The organism is Pseudomonas sp. SH10-3B (assembly GCF_019891415.1).
In the GTDB taxonomy this organism is placed as follows: domain Bacteria; phylum Pseudomonadota; class Gammaproteobacteria; order Pseudomonadales; family Pseudomonadaceae; genus Aquipseudomonas.
Window position 1 is genome coordinate 101,096 of sequence record NZ_JAFLXD010000006.1, and the last position, 15,788, is coordinate 116,883.

General features: G+C 62.1%; 14 protein-coding genes. 3 read left to right on the forward strand and 11 right to left on the reverse strand.

The annotated features are described in order from the left end of the window. Positions 1 to 17: 17 nt before the first annotated feature. The gene (locus J1G35_RS07000) at positions 18 to 419 is read right to left on the reverse strand and encodes a YbaY family lipoprotein (protein ID WP_053137307.1); all 402 of its coding nucleotides are present in this window, start codon (positions 417 to 419) and stop codon (positions 18 to 20) included. Positions 420 to 470: 51 nt separating this feature from the next. After that, the gene (gene plsB / locus J1G35_RS07005; protein WP_223014242.1) at positions 471 to 2,975 is read right to left on the reverse strand and encodes a glycerol-3-phosphate 1-O-acyltransferase PlsB; all 2,505 of its coding nucleotides are present in this window, start codon (positions 2,973 to 2,975) and stop codon (positions 471 to 473) included. Positions 2,976 to 3,155: 180 nt separating this feature from the next. Here plsB and J1G35_RS07010 point away from each other — a divergent pair, with 180 nt between their 5' ends. Then, a complete protein-coding gene (locus J1G35_RS07010; RefSeq protein WP_017529713.1) occupies positions 3,156 to 3,365 on the forward strand; it encodes a cold-shock protein in 210 nt (69 codons plus the stop codon). Positions 3,366 to 3,444: 79 nt separating this feature from the next. Here the strand turns inward: J1G35_RS07010 and J1G35_RS07015 are convergent, their stop codons facing one another. The 4 genes from J1G35_RS07015 to J1G35_RS07030 all read right to left on the reverse strand — a co-directional run bounded on the left by J1G35_RS07015 (position 3,445) and on the right by J1G35_RS07030 (position 8,540). Continuing rightward, the gene (locus tag J1G35_RS07015; RefSeq protein WP_223014244.1) at positions 3,445 to 3,822 is read right to left on the reverse strand and encodes a hypothetical protein; all 378 of its coding nucleotides are present in this window, start codon (positions 3,820 to 3,822) and stop codon (positions 3,445 to 3,447) included. A gap of 54 nt (positions 3,823 to 3,876) precedes the next feature. Further along, positions 3,877 to 4,686: a putative RNA methyltransferase gene (locus tag J1G35_RS07020; RefSeq protein WP_053137298.1), complete on the reverse strand. Its 810-nt coding sequence runs from the start codon at positions 4,684 to 4,686 to the stop codon at positions 3,877 to 3,879. Further along, on the reverse strand, positions 4,686 to 5,837 hold the full coding sequence (dapE, locus tag J1G35_RS07025) for a succinyl-diaminopimelate desuccinylase (protein WP_053137294.1): 1,152 nt from the start codon (positions 5,835 to 5,837) through the stop codon (positions 4,686 to 4,688). Before dapE ends, J1G35_RS07020 begins: the two co-directional genes overlap by 1 nt. A gap of 111 nt (positions 5,838 to 5,948) precedes the next feature. After that, a complete protein-coding gene (locus tag J1G35_RS07030; RefSeq protein ID WP_223014246.1) occupies positions 5,949 to 8,540 on the reverse strand; it encodes a glycosyltransferase in 2,592 nt (863 codons plus the stop codon). 217 nt (positions 8,541 to 8,757) lie between these two features. Between J1G35_RS07030 and tcdA the strand changes: the two genes are divergently transcribed. After that, positions 8,758 to 9,567 carry a tRNA cyclic N6-threonylcarbamoyladenosine(37) synthase TcdA gene (gene tcdA / locus J1G35_RS07035; RefSeq protein ID WP_223014248.1) on the forward strand — a complete coding sequence of 270 codons (810 nt, stop codon included), beginning with the start codon at positions 8,758 to 8,760 and terminating at the stop codon, positions 9,565 to 9,567. Positions 9,568 to 9,587: 20 nt separating this feature from the next. On the opposite strand, the gene J1G35_RS07040 is transcribed toward tcdA, so the two are convergent. The 4 genes from J1G35_RS07040 to J1G35_RS07055 all read right to left on the reverse strand — a co-directional run bounded on the left by J1G35_RS07040 (position 9,588) and on the right by J1G35_RS07055 (position 12,643). Next, positions 9,588 to 10,001 (reverse strand): SufE family protein, encoded by a 414-nt coding sequence (locus J1G35_RS07040; protein ID WP_053137285.1) that lies wholly within the window; start codon positions 9,999 to 10,001, stop codon positions 9,588 to 9,590. Beyond that, complete coding sequence (locus tag J1G35_RS07045) at positions 9,998 to 11,203, reverse strand: cysteine desulfurase (RefSeq protein ID WP_223014250.1); 1,206 nt, start codon at positions 11,201 to 11,203, stop codon at positions 9,998 to 10,000. Before J1G35_RS07045 ends, J1G35_RS07040 begins: the two co-directional genes overlap by 4 nt. Before the next feature lie 64 nt (positions 11,204 to 11,267). Further along, entirely contained in the window at positions 11,268 to 12,302 is a 1,035-nt protein-coding gene (gene dapD / locus J1G35_RS07050) for a 2,3,4,5-tetrahydropyridine-2,6-dicarboxylate N-succinyltransferase (RefSeq protein ID WP_223014252.1), read from the reverse strand. 32 nt (positions 12,303 to 12,334) lie between these two features. After that, complete coding sequence (locus J1G35_RS07055; protein ID WP_231982825.1) at positions 12,335 to 12,643, reverse strand: arsenate reductase; 309 nt, start codon at positions 12,641 to 12,643, stop codon at positions 12,335 to 12,337. A 281-nt stretch (positions 12,644 to 12,924) separates the two neighbouring features. Here J1G35_RS07055 and J1G35_RS07060 point away from each other — a divergent pair, with 281 nt between their 5' ends. Next, the gene (locus J1G35_RS07060; RefSeq protein WP_223014254.1) at positions 12,925 to 14,568 is read left to right on the forward strand and encodes a Na+/H+ antiporter; all 1,644 of its coding nucleotides are present in this window, start codon (positions 12,925 to 12,927) and stop codon (positions 14,566 to 14,568) included. A 12-nt stretch (positions 14,569 to 14,580) separates the two neighbouring features. Here the strand turns inward: J1G35_RS07060 and dapC are convergent, their stop codons facing one another. Next, positions 14,581 to 15,780, reverse strand: a complete 1,200-nt coding sequence (gene dapC, locus J1G35_RS07065) for a succinyldiaminopimelate transaminase (RefSeq protein WP_223014256.1) — start codon at positions 15,778 to 15,780, stop codon at positions 14,581 to 14,583. Between the last annotated feature and the right edge of the window lie 8 nt (positions 15,781 to 15,788).

Genomic DNA, 15,788 nt, shown 5'->3' on the forward strand with positions numbered 1-15,788 from the left:
CCTTATGTTCGTAAAATTCAGTGAGCGACCGCATCAACGCGCAGGCGCAGCGGCTGTGGATCCTGGCCGTTGAGCTGCACCGCGTGCCGTTCGGTGGTGATAAACAGTAGCCTGCCATCCAGTTCGATGCGAGCGCTCACCGAGTAACTGTGGCCCGGCTTGACCTGCGCGGGGTCGTAGGTCAGGTGAAACGGCAGCGGCACCTGGCCTTTGACCGGGCCTTTCTGTTCGGCGAGGGTCACGGCAGGCGCATCGGCCAGGGACACGTCCTGCAGGCTGACACTCAAGGTGGCGGTTGGCGGCAGGGCGATACGTTGCAGGTAGAACACTTCGCCGTCGAGGCTGGCCTTGGGTGCTGGATGCATGGATTGGCAGGCTCCGAGCAGGGCGGTGAGACCCAGGAGGATGATCTTTTTCATGGTGCAGCTCCTTTTCAACGGCGCCAGCATCCAGCTGGCGCCTTCTTCAATCTAGCGTGTTTCTTCTGCTTCCACCGGCGCTTCGGCTGCGCCATCCACACGGTGCAAGGCCACCTGGCGGATCGACAAGCGAATCTCCGCCGGCAACACGCGCTTGGCCGCGCCTTCGGCCAGTTCACCGAGCAGATCGTGATAGCTCAACTTGCCCGCTTCATCGCGACGCAGCACATCTTGTTCCAGCAAGGTCTGGATGAAATGTCGGAAAAGGCTCTTGTCGAAGAATTCCGGGGCATTGAGCCCGTGCAGGATCGACAGGCGTTGGGCCATGACCGTGCACAGGTCTTCGAGCTCTTCGGCGCTGATGCTGTTCTGGCCGCTGTTGAGCAGCAGCGAGATCGCCATGTAGAAGCGTTGCAGGGTCTGGGCAATGGTCTTGGACAGCAACGTCAGCAGCACGAACTGGCGCGAACTCGGTGCCGGGCGCAGGAACACATTGTTTTCGAAGCGCAGCAGGCCTTGTTCGACAAAGGCCTCCAGCCACTGGTCGACGACGGTATCCAGCTCTTCCAGCGACCAGCGGATAAACAGCTCCGATTGCAGGTACGGGTACAGCGCGTGGGTGTAGCGCAGGATCTGCTCGCGGCTCATCCGCGAGCTGCTCTGGAAGAAGCTGGCCAACAGCGCCGGCAGGGCGAAGATGTGCAGTACGTTGTTGCGGTAGTAGGTCATCAGGACGGCGTTCTGCTCGTCCAGGTACAGAATCTTGCCCAGGGCATCGCTCTGTTCCGACAGCAGGTTCATGTCCTTGACGTGCTTGATCAGCGCCAGCCCATCACCGTCGGGCAGGGTGGTGTGCGGTGAATAAGGCACGCGGCGCAGCAGCGCCAGGTACAGGTCCAACTGGCGGGCCATGGCCTGTTCATCCAGGGCCAGGCGCGTGGTCGACAGCAGGGCCAGGGCGACCAGGTTCACCGGGTTCACGGCGGCGGCTTCGTTCAGGTGGCGGGCCACCCGCTCGCCGAGGCGGTTGGTGGTTTCGTTGAGCCAGGCCGGTTTGTAGTTCGGGCCCAGTTCCTGGGTGCGCCAGTCCGGTTGCTCGGCGTCGAGGAATTCCGCCAACTTGATCGGCTCGCCGAAGTTGACCGCGACCTGGCCAAAGCGCTGCTTGAGTGCGCCGATCACTTTGAAAATGTCGAAGATCGACTCTTTCTTCTTGCTCGCCCCGCGCAGTTCGCCGAGGTAGGTGCGGCCTTCAAGCACGCGTTCGTAGCCGATATACACCGGCACGAACACAATCGGCATGCGCGATGAGCGCAGGAAGCTGCGCAAGGTGATCGCCAGCATCCCGGTCTTCGGCTGCAGCATGCGCCCGGTGCGCGAGCGCCCGCCTTCGACGAAGTACTCCACCGGGAAGCCCTTGGTGAAGAGGGTATGCAGGTATTCGTTGAACACCGAGGTGTACAGCGGGTTGCCCTTGAAGGTGCGGCGCATGAAAAACGCACCGCCACGGCGCAACAGGCTGCCGATCACCGGCATGTTCAGGTTGATGCCGGCGGCGATGTGCGGCGGGGTCAGGCCGTTCTTGAACAGCAGGTAGGACAGCAGCAGGTAGTCGATATGGCTGCGGTGGCAAGGCACATAAATCACCTCGTAGCCCTGGGCAACCTTTTGCACGCCCTCGATGTTATTGACCTTGATGCCGTCGTAGATTTTGTTCCAGAACCAGCTCAGCACCACTTCCAGGAAACGGATCGCGGTGTAGGTGTAGTCGGAGGCAATCTCGTTGCCGTAGCGCAGGGCCTGGGCCTTGGCTTTTTCCGGGCTGATTTTTTCGCGCTCGGCTTCCTCGGCAATGGCCTGGCGCACCAGCGGCATGTTGACCAGGCCCTTGACCAGATTGCGCCGGTGGGACAAATCGGGGCCGATCACCGCAGTCTTCAGGTTACGAAAGTGCACGCGCAGGATGCGTTGGGCCATGCGCACGGTGCGTTCGTGGCCTTTATTGTGCTCGATCAATTCACGCAGGTTGATGGGCGCGGAGAATTGCACGCGGGTCTTGCGTCCCAGGATCAGGATGCTCAACAACCGGCGTAGACGCCCAGTGACCGCCCAGCTGTCGGCAAACAGCAGTTTCCACGGGCTGGACTCGCTCGCAGGGGTTTGCCCCCAGAACACGCTGACCGGAATGATTTGTGCATTCTCTTCGGCGTGTTCGCTGAGGGTGTTGACCAGGCGGGTCAGGGTTGGCGGCGCGCCGCGCTTGTCCTGACGGCCGAGCCAGTCCGGCTCGGGTGTGAGGTAGAAGAACGCCGCAGGCTCCATCAGCGGACCTACCGATACCGGCAGCACCGGGCGCGGCAGGCCGGCCTTGGTGCACTCGGCATCGACCACGGCCAATTCGGTGAGGGAGGGCGATTGCAGGACGTAAAACACCGGCCGGCTGCGGTCCAGGTTGAGGGTAAGGGACGACTGGTTGATCGTCTCTGAGCGAACCCAGAGGTACAACAGTCGGCGCAAGGTGCCAAATACCAGACGGCGGAACGGGGAGCGGGTCATAGGCGAGCTGCTTCAAGTGGGAAAAACCGAGCAGGCGCTCGGGCGGGTAGTGTGCCGTATTCGCCGAAAATCGGCAAAAAAGCAGCGATGTAAACTTGAGTTGATCGTTTTTGAGCCTGTCTTATACTCGGCAGTTCAACGCGACCGACTCAACAATAACAATCAAGTGGGAGTGAACAGATGGCAACGCGCGAAACCGGCAATGTGAAGTGGTTCAACGACGCCAAGGGCTACGGCTTTATACAACGTGAAGATGGCAAGGATGTGTTTGTGCACTACCGCGCCATTCGCGGTGACGGCCACCGTTCATTGGCCGAGGGCCAGCAGGTGGAATACGCCGTGGTGAGCGGCGAGAAAGGGTTGCAGGCGGAGGATGTGGTCGGTTTGTAATGCGGATTTGTTACACCGCAGAACCCATGTGGGAGGGGGCAAGCCCCCTCCCGCATTTGACTGGGTTCGCAATTCAGACTCAGGCAGTTTTCCAGGTGATCTGCTCTTCACCGTCCGCGCTGATGCGAATCCAGGTGTCGGCGCTTTCTTCACCTTCTTCCTCGACCCATGTCCCCGGCGCGCAACGCACTTCCACGTTCAGCGCAGCAAACGCCGCGCGGGCGCAGGCGATGTCGTCTTCCCACGGCGTCTGGTCACTTTCCAGATACAGGCTGTTCCACTTGCCCACGGCTTTCGGCAGCCAGGTCACGGGCACGTCACCGGCCTTGCACTTGTAGGTCTGGCCACGTTGGACCCAGTCGCTGCACGGGCCCAGGGCGGCGCCCAGCCAGGTGGCGATGGCCTTGTAGTCGACGTCGGCGTCCTTCAGGTAAATCTCGATATCGGGTTGGCGCATGGATATTCCTCGTTGCGGGATTCGAAAATCCATTCGCGGATGTTTAAAAGTCGGTTATTGAAGCACGAAATAATCGTAGCGCATCGATACCGTGACCAGCAGCGGTTCGGCCGCCTCGATCACCTCGGCACGGCGTTCGGCACTGGCGCGCCAGCCGTGGGGCGTCATGGCCAGCAGGTTGGCGCGGTCCTGGGGCTCGGCCAGGCTTAACTTGAATTCCAGGGTTTCGCTGTGCGCCAGGCTCATGCCGTCCGGCACCAGGGCCAGGTGCTTGTCGTCGGTGTACTCGCGCACTTCGTCGTACAGGCGCTCGCGCAGTTCCATCAGATGGCCGCTGGTAGGGCCGACTTTCATCAAGCCGCCGCCCGGGCTGAGCAGGCGCTTGGCCTCTTGCCAATCCAGCGGGCTGAACACACTGGCGAGGAACTGGCAGCTGGCGTCGGCCAACGGCACGCGGGCCATGCTGGCGATCAACCAGGTCAGCGCCGGGTTGCGTTTGCACGCGCGCTTGACCGCTTCCTTGGAAATGTCCAACGCGTAGCCATCGGCATGGGGCAGGGCCTCGGCGATTTGCGCGGTGTAGTAACCCTCGCCACAACCGATGTCCACCCAGCGCTGCGGTGCGCGTTCAGCGGCCAGCTCGGCCAGGCGCTTGGCCACCGGGGCATAGTGCCCGGCGTTGAGAAAGTCACGGCGCGCCTCGACCATGGCCAGGTTGTCGCCCGGGTCGCGGCTGTTCTTGTGCTGCACCGGCAACAGGTTCAGGTAACCCTGGCGCGCGCGGTCGAAACGGTGCCCGGCCGGGCACGCCACGCCATTGTCCACCGCGTTGAGCGGGGCGCTGCAAATGGGGCAGGCCAGCATCAGGCGAGCAACTTGATCAGGGTCTGGTAATAGATTTCGGTCAGCACATCGAGGTCGCTGGCCAGGATCCGCTCGTTGACCTGGTGGATCGTCGCATTCACCGGGCCCAACTCGACCACTTGGGTGCCAAGGGTCGCAATGAAGCGCCCATCGGAGGTGCCGCCACTGGTGGAGGCCTGGGTCTCACGCCCGGTAATTGCCTTGATGCTGGCCGACACCGCATCGAGCAATGCGCCCGGCTCGGTAAGAAACGGCAGGCCCGACAGCGCCCACTCCACATGCCAGTCCAGGTCATGCTTGTCGAGAATCGCCGCAACGCGCTGTTGCAGGCCTTCGACCGTGGATTCGGTGGAAAAACGGAAGTTGAACACCGCCGTCAGGTCACCCGGAATCACGTTGGTGGCGCCGGTGCCGGAGTTGAGGTTGGAGATCTGGAAGCTGGTCGGCGGGAAGAAGGTGTTGCCGTCGTCCCAGTGTTCGGCGGCCAGTTCGGCCAGGGCCGGTGCGGCCAGGTGGATCGGGTTCTTCGCCAGGTGCGGGTAGGCCACGTGGCCTTGCACGCCGCGCACGGTCAGGGTGGCGCCGAGGGAGCCGCGACGGCCGTTCTTGACCACATCGCCCACCAGGGTGGTGCTCGACGGCTCGCCGACGATGCACCAGTCCAGGCGCTCCTTGCGCGCCGCCAGGCGTTCGATCACGGCCTTGGTGCCGTGGTGCGCCGGGCCTTCTTCATCGCTGGTGATCAGGAAAGCGACCGAACCCTTGTGGTCCGGGTAGTCGCGGACGAAGCGCTCTGCCGCCACCAGCATCGCCGCCAGGCTGCCCTTCATGTCGGCCGCGCCCCGCCCGCAGAGCATGCCGTTTTCGTCGATCAAGGCGTCGAACGGGTCGTTCTGCCAGGCTTGTACCGGGCCGGTGGGGACCACGTCGGTGTGGCCGGCGAAGCACAGCACCGGACCGTCGTGCTTGCCATGGGTGGCCCAAAAGTTGTCCACGTCCTCGATGCGCATCGGCTCCAGCGCAAAACCGGCGTCGCCCAGGCGCTGCATCATCAGCTTCTGGCAATCGGCGTCGATCGGCGTGACCGAGGGGCGACGGATCAGGTCGATGGCAAGTTGAAGGGTCGGCGAAAGGTCGGCATGGGCCGTCATGGGAAAACTCCGGAAAGCATGTTTGGAAGAGCAGGGCGGGCAGACAAAACGGCCGTTATCTTATAGCAAAACGGCGGCCAGAGGCCGCCGTTTAGTGCATTGCGCAAGTTTTTAAGCCGCAGGTGCAGGCTCAGGTGCCACTGCCGGTTTTGGCAGCGACGACAGGAACGCCATGATCAACGCCGCCACATACGGCAGCGATTGCACCAGCAGCATCACCACCCAGAAACGGATGTCATTGCTCGGCAGGCCCTGCACCAGGTAGATACCCAGCGCGGCGCCCCACAACAGCAGCATGATGAACATTTCTTCGCGGGCTTCGGAAATCGCTACCCAGAAGCCGTGGTTATCCGCGTTTTTCGGGGTACGAAAGAACGGAATGCTGGTGGTGAAGAAGCCATACAGCACCGCCTTGGCGATGGTGTGGGACAGCGCCAGGCCAGCCAGGGCGGCGCAGAACGCATCCTTGAGGTTCACACCCACCGCACGGCGGTAGAGAAAGATGATCTTGCCCACCTTGAACACGAACAACGCCAACGGCGGGATCGCGAAAATCAGCAGCGGCGGGTCGACCCGCGTCGGCACGATGATCATCGCCGCCGACCACAACAGCGCGCCGACGGTGAAGAAGATGTTCATGCCATCCGCCACCCACGGCAACCAGCCCGCGAGGAAGTGGTAGCGCTGGCCACGGGTCAGCTCGGTGTCTTTGCCACGCAGCAGGCTGGCGGTGTGACGCTTGATGATCTGGATCGCACCATAGGCCCAGCGGAAACGCTGTTTCTTGAAGTCGATAAAGGTATCCGGCATCAGGCCCTTGCCGTAGCTGTCGTGGTAATACGCCGCCGACAGACCTTTCTCGAACACGCGCAGGCCCAGTTCGGCGTCTTCGCAGATGCACCAGTCAGCCCAGCCAAGCTCTTCGAGCACCGAGCGACGGGTCATGGTCATGGTGCCGTGCTGAATGATCGCGTCGCGGTCGTTACGGGTGACCATGCCGATATGGAAGAAGCCTTTGTATTCGGCGTAGCAGAGCTTCTTGAACGTGCTTTCGTTCTGGTCGCGGTAGTCCTGTGGCGACTGCACCACGGCGATTTTCGGGTCGGCGAAGTGCGGCACCATGTGCTTGAGCCAGTTCGGCGACACGCAGTAGTCCGAGTCGATCACCGCGATCACTTCGGCATCCTTGGCGGTGTGCGGGATCAGGTAGTTCAGAGCACCGCCCTTGAAACCGGCCAGGGGCGCGACGTGGAAGAACTTGAAGCGCGGGCCCAGGGTTTCGCAGTAGTCGCGTACCGGCTCCCACACCGCCGGGTCTTTGGTGTTGTTGTCGATGATCAGGACTTCGTAGTCCGGGTAATCGAGGGCGGCCAGGGCGTCGAGGGTCTGTTTGACCATCTCTGGCGGCTCGTTGTAGCACGGCACATGGATCGACACTTTCGGGCGGTAGTCCGAATCGCCTTCCACCGGCAGGAATTCACGTCGGCGTTTGTGGGTCCATACCGCTTCCGCCAGTTCGTGGGCTTCGGTCAGCAGCACGATAAACACCCCCAGGGCGCCCAGCGCGAGCAAGATACCGACGGTCACGCTGAACCACGTGCTGTATTGCTGACTGTAGTCGTAGCCGATCCACACCAGTACCGAACCGCAGAGGAACGCGATAAAGGTCAGGAAGGTACGGCCACGCTGGCGCAGGGATGAGCCGTCGATCATCAGCAGGGTCAGGGACAGCAGTGCGAGCACCACCGATCCGATCGCCAGGACGCGCCATTGCGGGATCGCAACGACGGGCCCTTCGAAGTTGAACTTCTGCTGGCGCGCGGCGTTGTACACGCCCCAATAAGCGCCGGCCGAGCCTTCGTCGCTGACTTTCCACGGCTGGTCGAAGGCCTCGATCACGAAGTAGTTGTAGCCCTGGCGGTTGAGCTTGTTCACCAGCGTGCGCAGGTAAATCGCCTGGTCTGCCGGGGACGTTTCATTCCCGCCGCGCATCCGGCCGTTACTTGGCCAGCCCACTTCCGACAGCAGCAGTGGCTTTTTCGGGAACAGTTTCTTCAGGTCCTTGGCGCGGTCGAGTACGTACTGGCCGGCCTTGTCCATCGGGATGTACTCCCAGAACGGCAGGATGTGCGCGGCGATCAGGTCGACGTGCTTGGCCAGTTGCGGGTTCTTTTCCCAGATATGCCATTGCTCGGAGGTCGTCACCGGTACTTTCACGGCGCCGCGCACCCGGTCCAGCAGCACGATCAGTGCTTCAGGGGTGATCTCTTCACGGAACAGCGCCTCGTTACCGACGACAACCCGCACGACACTGCGCGAGCTGTTTGCGATCTCGATGGCGCGCTGGACTTCGCGCTCGTTACGCTCCAGGTCCGGGCTGATCCAGATCCCCAGCGTTACGCGCAGGCCGAACTCTTCGGCGAGCTTGGGAATGTCACCCAATGTGCCGTCGACCGAGTAAGTACGGATGTTGTCCGTCAGCTTGCTCATGATCTCCAGATCGCGACGCATCTGCTCGTCGGTGGGGTACTGGTCTTTCTGCGGGAACTGGCCTTGCTGGAACGGCGAGTAGGAAAAACCGGAGATCTGCTCAGGCCAGTTGGGAGCAGTGACCGGGCGGTTGATCAACGCCCAGAAGCCGGTGAACAGCGCGGCAATTGCCAGCACCACCACCAGGTTGAGTCCAAATTTACGCGATGACATGGCTATTTCGGGTTCCAAAGGGTGCGGAACGAAAAGAGGTGTCGGCCTGCGCCGAACGGCGCGCATCCTACACCGGCCGCTCCATGAGCGTATAGCAGACAGAGAAAAGCCGGACGTTAGTCAGCGAAACAGCCTCTAAGTTCTTTACTTGTAGCTTGTAGCTTCGAACTTGTCGCTATGTAGTCCATAATGCGCGCCGGTTTTTGGGGTAATGGTCATGAGCACAGAAGATCCGCGGTTTGCAGGCGTCGCCCGCTTGTATGGCATTGAAGGCCTGGAACGCTTGAAAGCGGCCCATGTGGCGATTGTCGGCGTCGGTGGCGTCGGCTCGTGGGCAGCGGAAGCCATGGCCCGTTGCGGGGTGGGCGAGATCTCCCTGTTCGACCTGGACGACGTGTGTGTCAGCAACAGCAACCGCCAACTGCACGCCTTGGACGGCACCGTGGGCAAGCCCAAGGTCGAAGTGATGGCCGAGCGCCTGCGCGCTATCAACCCGGATTGCACGGTGCATGCGGTGGCGGACTTCGTGACCCGCGACACCATGGCCGAATACATCACGCCCAACATCGATTGCGTGATCGACTGCATCGACGCCGTCAACGCCAAGGCCGCGCTGATCGCCTGGTGCAAGCGCCGCAAGATCCAGATCATCACCACCGGCGGCGCCGGCGGGCAGATCGACCCGACGTTGATCCAGGTATGCGACCTGAACCGTACCTTTAATGACCCCTTGGCGTCGAAAGTGCGCTCTACCCTGCGCCGTGACTACGGCTTTTCCCGCACGGTGACCCGCCATTACAGCGTGCCGTGCGTGTTTTCCACCGAGCAACTGCGCTACCCCAAGCCGGATGGCAGCATCTGTTTGCAGAAGAGTTTTGTCGGTGATGGGGTGAAGCTCGACTGCGCCGGCGGGTTTGGCGCGGTAATGATGGTGACGGCCACATTCGGCATGGTCGCGGCGACCAAGGCAGTGGACAAGATTGTGGCCGGGGTGCGCAGGCCCTCGGAGCGGGTCAAGCCCGCCTGAGTCTCAGAACGTTACACGGTTCAAATGTGGGTATGACTGAGTTCGCGCATGCGCTGCAGGACTGCATTCAGCCCATTGCTGCGCGACGGCGACAGTTGGCGAGAAAGCCCCAGTTGATTGAACCAGTCAGGCAAGTCGACCGCCTGCAAGTCGTCCGCCGACAACCCATTGACCCGCGCCAGCAGCAATGCGACCAAGCCACGAATCATGCGGGCCTCACTGCTGGCGGCGAACTGCCAGTGGCCATCGTGCAAGCGTCCGACCAACCACACCAGGCTTTCACAGCCCTGCACGAGGTTGGCATCGACCTTATCCTCATCCGCCAAAACGGGCAGGCGCTCGCCCCACTGCATCAGCATTCGAGCGCGTTGCTCCCAGCTGCCCACCGACTGAAAGGCCTCCAACGCGGCAACCGCTTCCACCGGCAGGCTCATCGCAGCATATCCAGCGCCTGATCCAGCGCTTCGAAGAAGCGTTCCAGGTCATCGGAGTCGTTATACAGCGCCAGGGAGACGCGGATCGCCCCCGACAAGTGCATGGCCTTGAGCAGCGGCATTGCGCAATGATGGCCGGCACGTACGGCAATGCCTTGCTCGGTCAGCAGGTGCGCGAGGTCGGCGTTGTGCACGCCCTCGACCACAAAGCTGACCAGCGCCGCCTGCGGCGAACCCAGCACACGGACGCCATTGCGCGCCTTCAGCCCGCGCAGCAGGTAGTCATGCAGGGCCGCTTCATGGGCGAGCGCCGCGTGCTGATCCAGCGAACTCAGGTAGTCCAGGGACGCGCCCAGGCCGATCACACCGGCAATCGGCGGGGTGCCGGCCTCGAAACCCAGCGGTGCCGGGCGAAAGCTCGCGCTGTGGTACTCAGCCTGTTGCACCATCTCGCCACCAAATTGCCAATGGCGCAGGTGATGCAGGGCCTCGTTGCGGCCATAGAGCACGCCGACGCCGTCCGGGCCGTACAGCTTGTGGCTGGAAAATACATAGAAGTCGCAGCCCAGTGCCTGCACGTCATGGCGGCCGTGGACGATGCCTTGGGCGCCATCGACCACGGTCACGGCGCCGTGGGTCTGGGCCAATGCCAGCAAGGCTTGCAGCGGTTGCCAGGTGCCGAGGACGTTGGACAGTTGGCTCACCGCCAGCAGGCGCGTACGCGGGCCGATCAACGCGGCGGCGGCTTGCAGGTCGATCACGCCGTCATCGTCGAGTGGCAATACCACCAGGTTGAGCGCGCGACGCTTGGCCAGTTGCTGCCACGGCAACAGGTTGGCGTGGTGTTCCAGGGCGCTGATGACAATTTCATCGCCCGCATTGAATAAGTGCTCAAGGCCGTAGGCCAAGAGGTTCAGCGCTGATGTCGCGCCGTGGGTGAAGATAATTTGCCCGCTGTCACCTGCATTCAACCACTGCGCAACCTTGCTGCGACTGTCCTCGAAAGCCTGGGTCGCATGGGCACCCGGCAAATGCTGGGCACGGTGCACATTGGCGGCGCCATTGGCGTAGTAATGGCTGATGGCGTCCAGCAGGGCTTGGGGTTTTTGCGTGGTGGCGGCGTTGTCCAGATAGGTCTGGTCTTGCCGTTGCAGGGCGGCGATGGCCGGGAAATCGGCGCGCCAGGGGGAGGGCACTAGCATGGTGTTCAAGACTCGTATAAGCGAGCCCCAGGGTCGGGGCCCGCTAGTGGCATCGAGTGGCTGCTTAGTTGTGAGCGTGCAGCGCTTCGTTCAGTTCGATGGCCGATTTGTGGGTTTTGCACTCCACGGCACCGGTCTCGGAGTTACGGCGGAACAGCAGGTCCGGTTGGCCGGCCAACTCGCGCGCCTTGACCACCTTGACCAGTTGGTTCGACTCGTCCAGCAGTGCAACCTTGGTGCCGGCGGTGACATACAGGCCCGACTCCACGGTGTTGCGGTCGCCCAATGGGATACCGATACCGGCGTTGGCGCCGATCAGGCAGCCTTCGCCGACCTTGATCACGATGTTGCCGCCGCCCGACAGGGTGCCCATGGTCGAGCAACCGCCGCCCAGGTCCGAACCCTTGCCGACGAACACGCCAGCCGATACACGGCCTTCGATCATGCCCGGGCCTTCGGTGCCGGCGTTGAAGTTGACGAAACCTTCGTGCATCACGGTGGTGCCTTCGCCCACGTAGGCGCCGAGGCGGATACGCGCGGCGTCAGCGATACGCACGCCGCTCGGCACCACGTAGTCGGTCATTTTCGGGAACTTGTCCACCGAGAACACTTCCAGCAGTTCGCCACGCAGGCGTGCTTCCAGTTGGCGTTCGGCCAGCTCATTGATGTCGATCGCACCCTGGCTGGTCCAGGCCACGTTCGGCAGTTGCGGGAACACACCGGCGAGGCTCAGGCCGTGTGGCTTGACCAGGCGATGGGACAACAGGTGCAGCTTGAGGTAGGCCTCGGGGGTGGACGTCAGTGCGGCGTCCTCGGCCAGCAACGTGGCGACCAGCGGCGTGTGGCTTTCTGCCAGGCGGCTCAGCAGCGCGGCTTGGACAGCGTCGACGCCTTTGAGCGCGTCAGCCAGTTGCAGGGCCTGGGCGACGGTGAAGGTGATCGCCTGGTTGCCTTCGCTGTAGCCGAGGATCGGCGCAATGGCAGCGACGATTTCAGCCGATGGGTTGAGCAAGGGTTGTGCGTAAAACACTTCCAGCCAAGCACCTTGGCGGTTCTGAGTGCCGACGCCGAAGCCCAGGCTGAACAGGGAATTGGACATGCTGTTACCTCTACAAAAATGGAAGGGCTGGCCTACTTGAGGGCTGCCGAATAGCTATCTGGCTTGAAGCCAATCAGGGTTCTGTCACCGAGATCAAGCACCGGGCGCTTGATCATCGAAGGTTGTGCGAGCATCAATTCAATGGCTTTCGACTGATCGAGATCGGCTTTGCGTTCGTCTTCGAGTTTGCGAAAGGTGGTGCCCGCACGGTTCAAAACCACCTGCCAACCGTGCTCGTTGCACCATTGGGTCAAGTGTTCGCGGTCGATACCGGCCGTTTTGTAGTCGTGGAACTCATAGCTCACAGCGTGCTCATCGAGCCAGGTGCGCGCCTTTTTCATGGTGTCGCAGGCTTTGATGCCGAAAAGGTGCAACGTTTTGCTTGAAGCGGTCAAGGAATTGCCCCCCCTCTGATCTGATGTCGTGTGCGGATGAAACCGAAAGATCACGGATTATGCCACGACCAGCACGTTTGAGTGCCGCTCGTCAGCGTCGTGCGACTTTTGTGCAAAAGCCAGCGCGCAGCATAGGCCGGTAACATAGCCGGGTAATATGGCACTTCAACTGCCAGTTGTTGCCTGATGTGTGTCGTTGCAAGTCGATTGTCCGGGAAAACCGCGTTATGCAAACCGCCTACACCGTTCTTATCCTGCTGATGCTGGTCAGCGTTTCGCGTCTGGTCGGGCGTGTCATCCCCCTGCCGTTGCCTCTGGTGCAGATTGCCGCTGGCGCGTTGCTCGCCTGGCTCACGCTGGGGCTGCATGTGGCGCTGGACCCGGAGTTGTTCCTGTTTCTGTTCCTGCCACCGTTGCTGTTCTCCGATGGCTGGCGCATGCCCAAGCGCGAATTGTGGCGCCTGCGCGGGCCGATCCTGACGCTGGCCGTCGGGCTGGTGCTGTTCACCGTGGTCGGTGCTGGTTACTTCATTCATTGGCTATTGCCGACGATCCCGCTGCCGGTGGCCTTCGCCCTCGCAGCCGTGTTGTCGCCGACGGATGCCGTGGCCGTGTCGGCGATCGCTCAGAACCGCTTGCCGACGCCTCTGATGCATATGCTCCAGGGCGAGGCCCTGATGAATGATGCTTCGGGCCTGGTGACCTTCAAGTTCGCCTTGGCCGCAGCATTGACCGGCGTGTTCTCTTTGGCCGATGCCAGCCTGACCTTTGTTTTGGTGGCCGTGGGCGGACTGGCGGTCGGGGTGGCGCTGAGTTGGCTGGTCGGCCGCCTGCGTGCCTGGATGATTGCTCGAGGTTGGGATGACCCGGCGACCCACGTGGTGTTCATGTTGCTGCTGCCGTTTGCGGCCTACGTGCTGGCCGAACGCCTTGGGGCCTCGGGCATCTTGTCGGCGGTGGCGGCGGGCATGATGCAAAGCTGGCTCGACCTGCTGCCCCGCCAGACCAGTACGCGCCTGCTCAATCGCAGTGTCTGGTCATTGCTGGAGTTTGCCTTCAACGGTCTGATCTTCCTGCTGCTGGGCCTGCAATTGCCGGACATCATCAAAGCCGTGGTCAGCCATGAACCGACATTGTGGCCGACCTTGCTGTATCGCTGCCTGGATGTGATTGCGATCTTCCTGGTGCTAGTGGTGTTGCGCTTTATCTGGGTGCAGAGCATCTGGCGCTTGTCGGGTTTGCTCCGTCGCCTACGTGGGAAAAGTGAACTGACCCTGGTGCCCACCGCACGGTCCTGTTGGTTGCTGACCGTGGGCGGTGTGCGCGGTGCGGTGACCTTGGCTGGTGTGATGTCGGTGCCTTTGTTACTGGCACCGGGCAAAGACTTTCCTGAGCGCGATCTGCTGATTTTCATCGCTGCTGGCGTGATCCTGCTGTCGCTGATCGCTGCCTGTATCGCCTTGCCGATGCTGTTGCGCGGGATCGAAAAAAGCCCCGATGAAAAGCGCCACAACGAAGTGCGTGAAGCGTGGAAAAAGACCGCTGTCGCCGCAATCCACGCCTTGGAGGCCGAAGAACCGACAGAAACCGAAACCCAGGACGCCGCCCAGGCCGCATTGGCCACTGAGCTAAAGGCGCGGTTGATGTCGGAATATCGCCATCAGTTGGAGGTGTTCAATGACTCGGCGGAAGCCCAGGCGCTGGCGCAGCAAATGGATCTGCTTGAGCGCAAGCTGCGGCTCAAGGCCCTGCGCGCGCAACGCCTGGAGTTGTATAGCCTGAGCCGTCATCACCAGATTGGTGATGACGTCTTGAGGGAGGTGTTGGCGGAGCTGGACATGAGTGAAGCGAATCTGGGTCAGGTGAAATGACCCGCAAGGCGTTTACCGACGACGCTGGATAAAATCCCGCATCCGTTCAGCGGCTTCCACGCACTCCGCCAGGGGTGCCACCAGCGCCAGGCGCACACGCCCGGCGCCGGGGTTGACGCCCTCGACTTCCCGCGACAGGTACGAACCCGGCACCACCGTCACGTGCTCCTCCACGAACAGGTCGCGGCAGAACGCGGCATCATCGCCCTGCACATTCGGCCACAGATAGAACCCGCCATCCGGGGCCTGTACGTCCAGCACGGGCTTGAGGATCGCCAGCACGGCGTCAAACTTTTCGCGGTACAGGTCTCGGTTGGCCAGCACATGGGCCTCGTCCTGCCATGCGGCGATGCTGGCCAGTTGGGTTTGAACCGGCATCGCACAGCCGTGGTAGGTGCGGTACAGCAGGAAGCCCTTGAGGATCTCGGCATCGCCGGCCACGAAGCCGGAGCGCAGGCCTGGCAGGTTGGAGCGCTTGGACAGGCTGTGGAATACCACACAGCGCTTGAAGTCCTGGCGGCCCAGTTCGACACATGCGCTGAGCAGGCCCGGCGGTGGGGTTTGTTCGTCGAAGTAGAGTTCGCTGTAGCACTCGTCAGCAGCGATGACGAAGTCGTATTCGTCGGCCAGGGCGATGAGTTTTTTCAGGGTCTCGACCGGGATCAGCGCGCCGGTCGGGTTGCCGGGGGAGCACAGGAACAGGATCTGGCAGCGTTTCCAGATGTCTGGCGACACGGCGTCGAAATCCGGGTTGAAGCCGTTTTCATCCAGGCATGGCAGGTAGTGCGGCTTGGCCCCGGCCAGGAACGCGGCGCCTTCGTAGATCTGGTAGAACGGGTTCGGGCTGACCACCAGCGCGTCGTCGCCACGGTTGACCACGGTCTGGGTGAAGGCGAACAGCGCTTCACGGGTGCCGTTGACCGGCAGGATATTGCGCGCCGGGTCCAGCCAGCCCTTGGGCACGTTGAAGCGGCGTTCGCACCAGGCGCCGATGGCCTCGCGCAAAGCCGGGATGCCCAGGGTGGTCGGGTACACCGCCATCTGGTCGAGGTTATTGCTCAGTGCCTCGGCGACGAACGTCGGGGACTTATGCTTGGGTTCGCCGATGGACAGCGCGATTGGGCGTTTGTCCGGGTTTGGCGTAACGCTGCCAAGCAGGGCGCGCAGTTTCTCGAACGGGTAAGGCTGCAGCTGGTTCAGGGCGTTGTTCATCGGTGGAT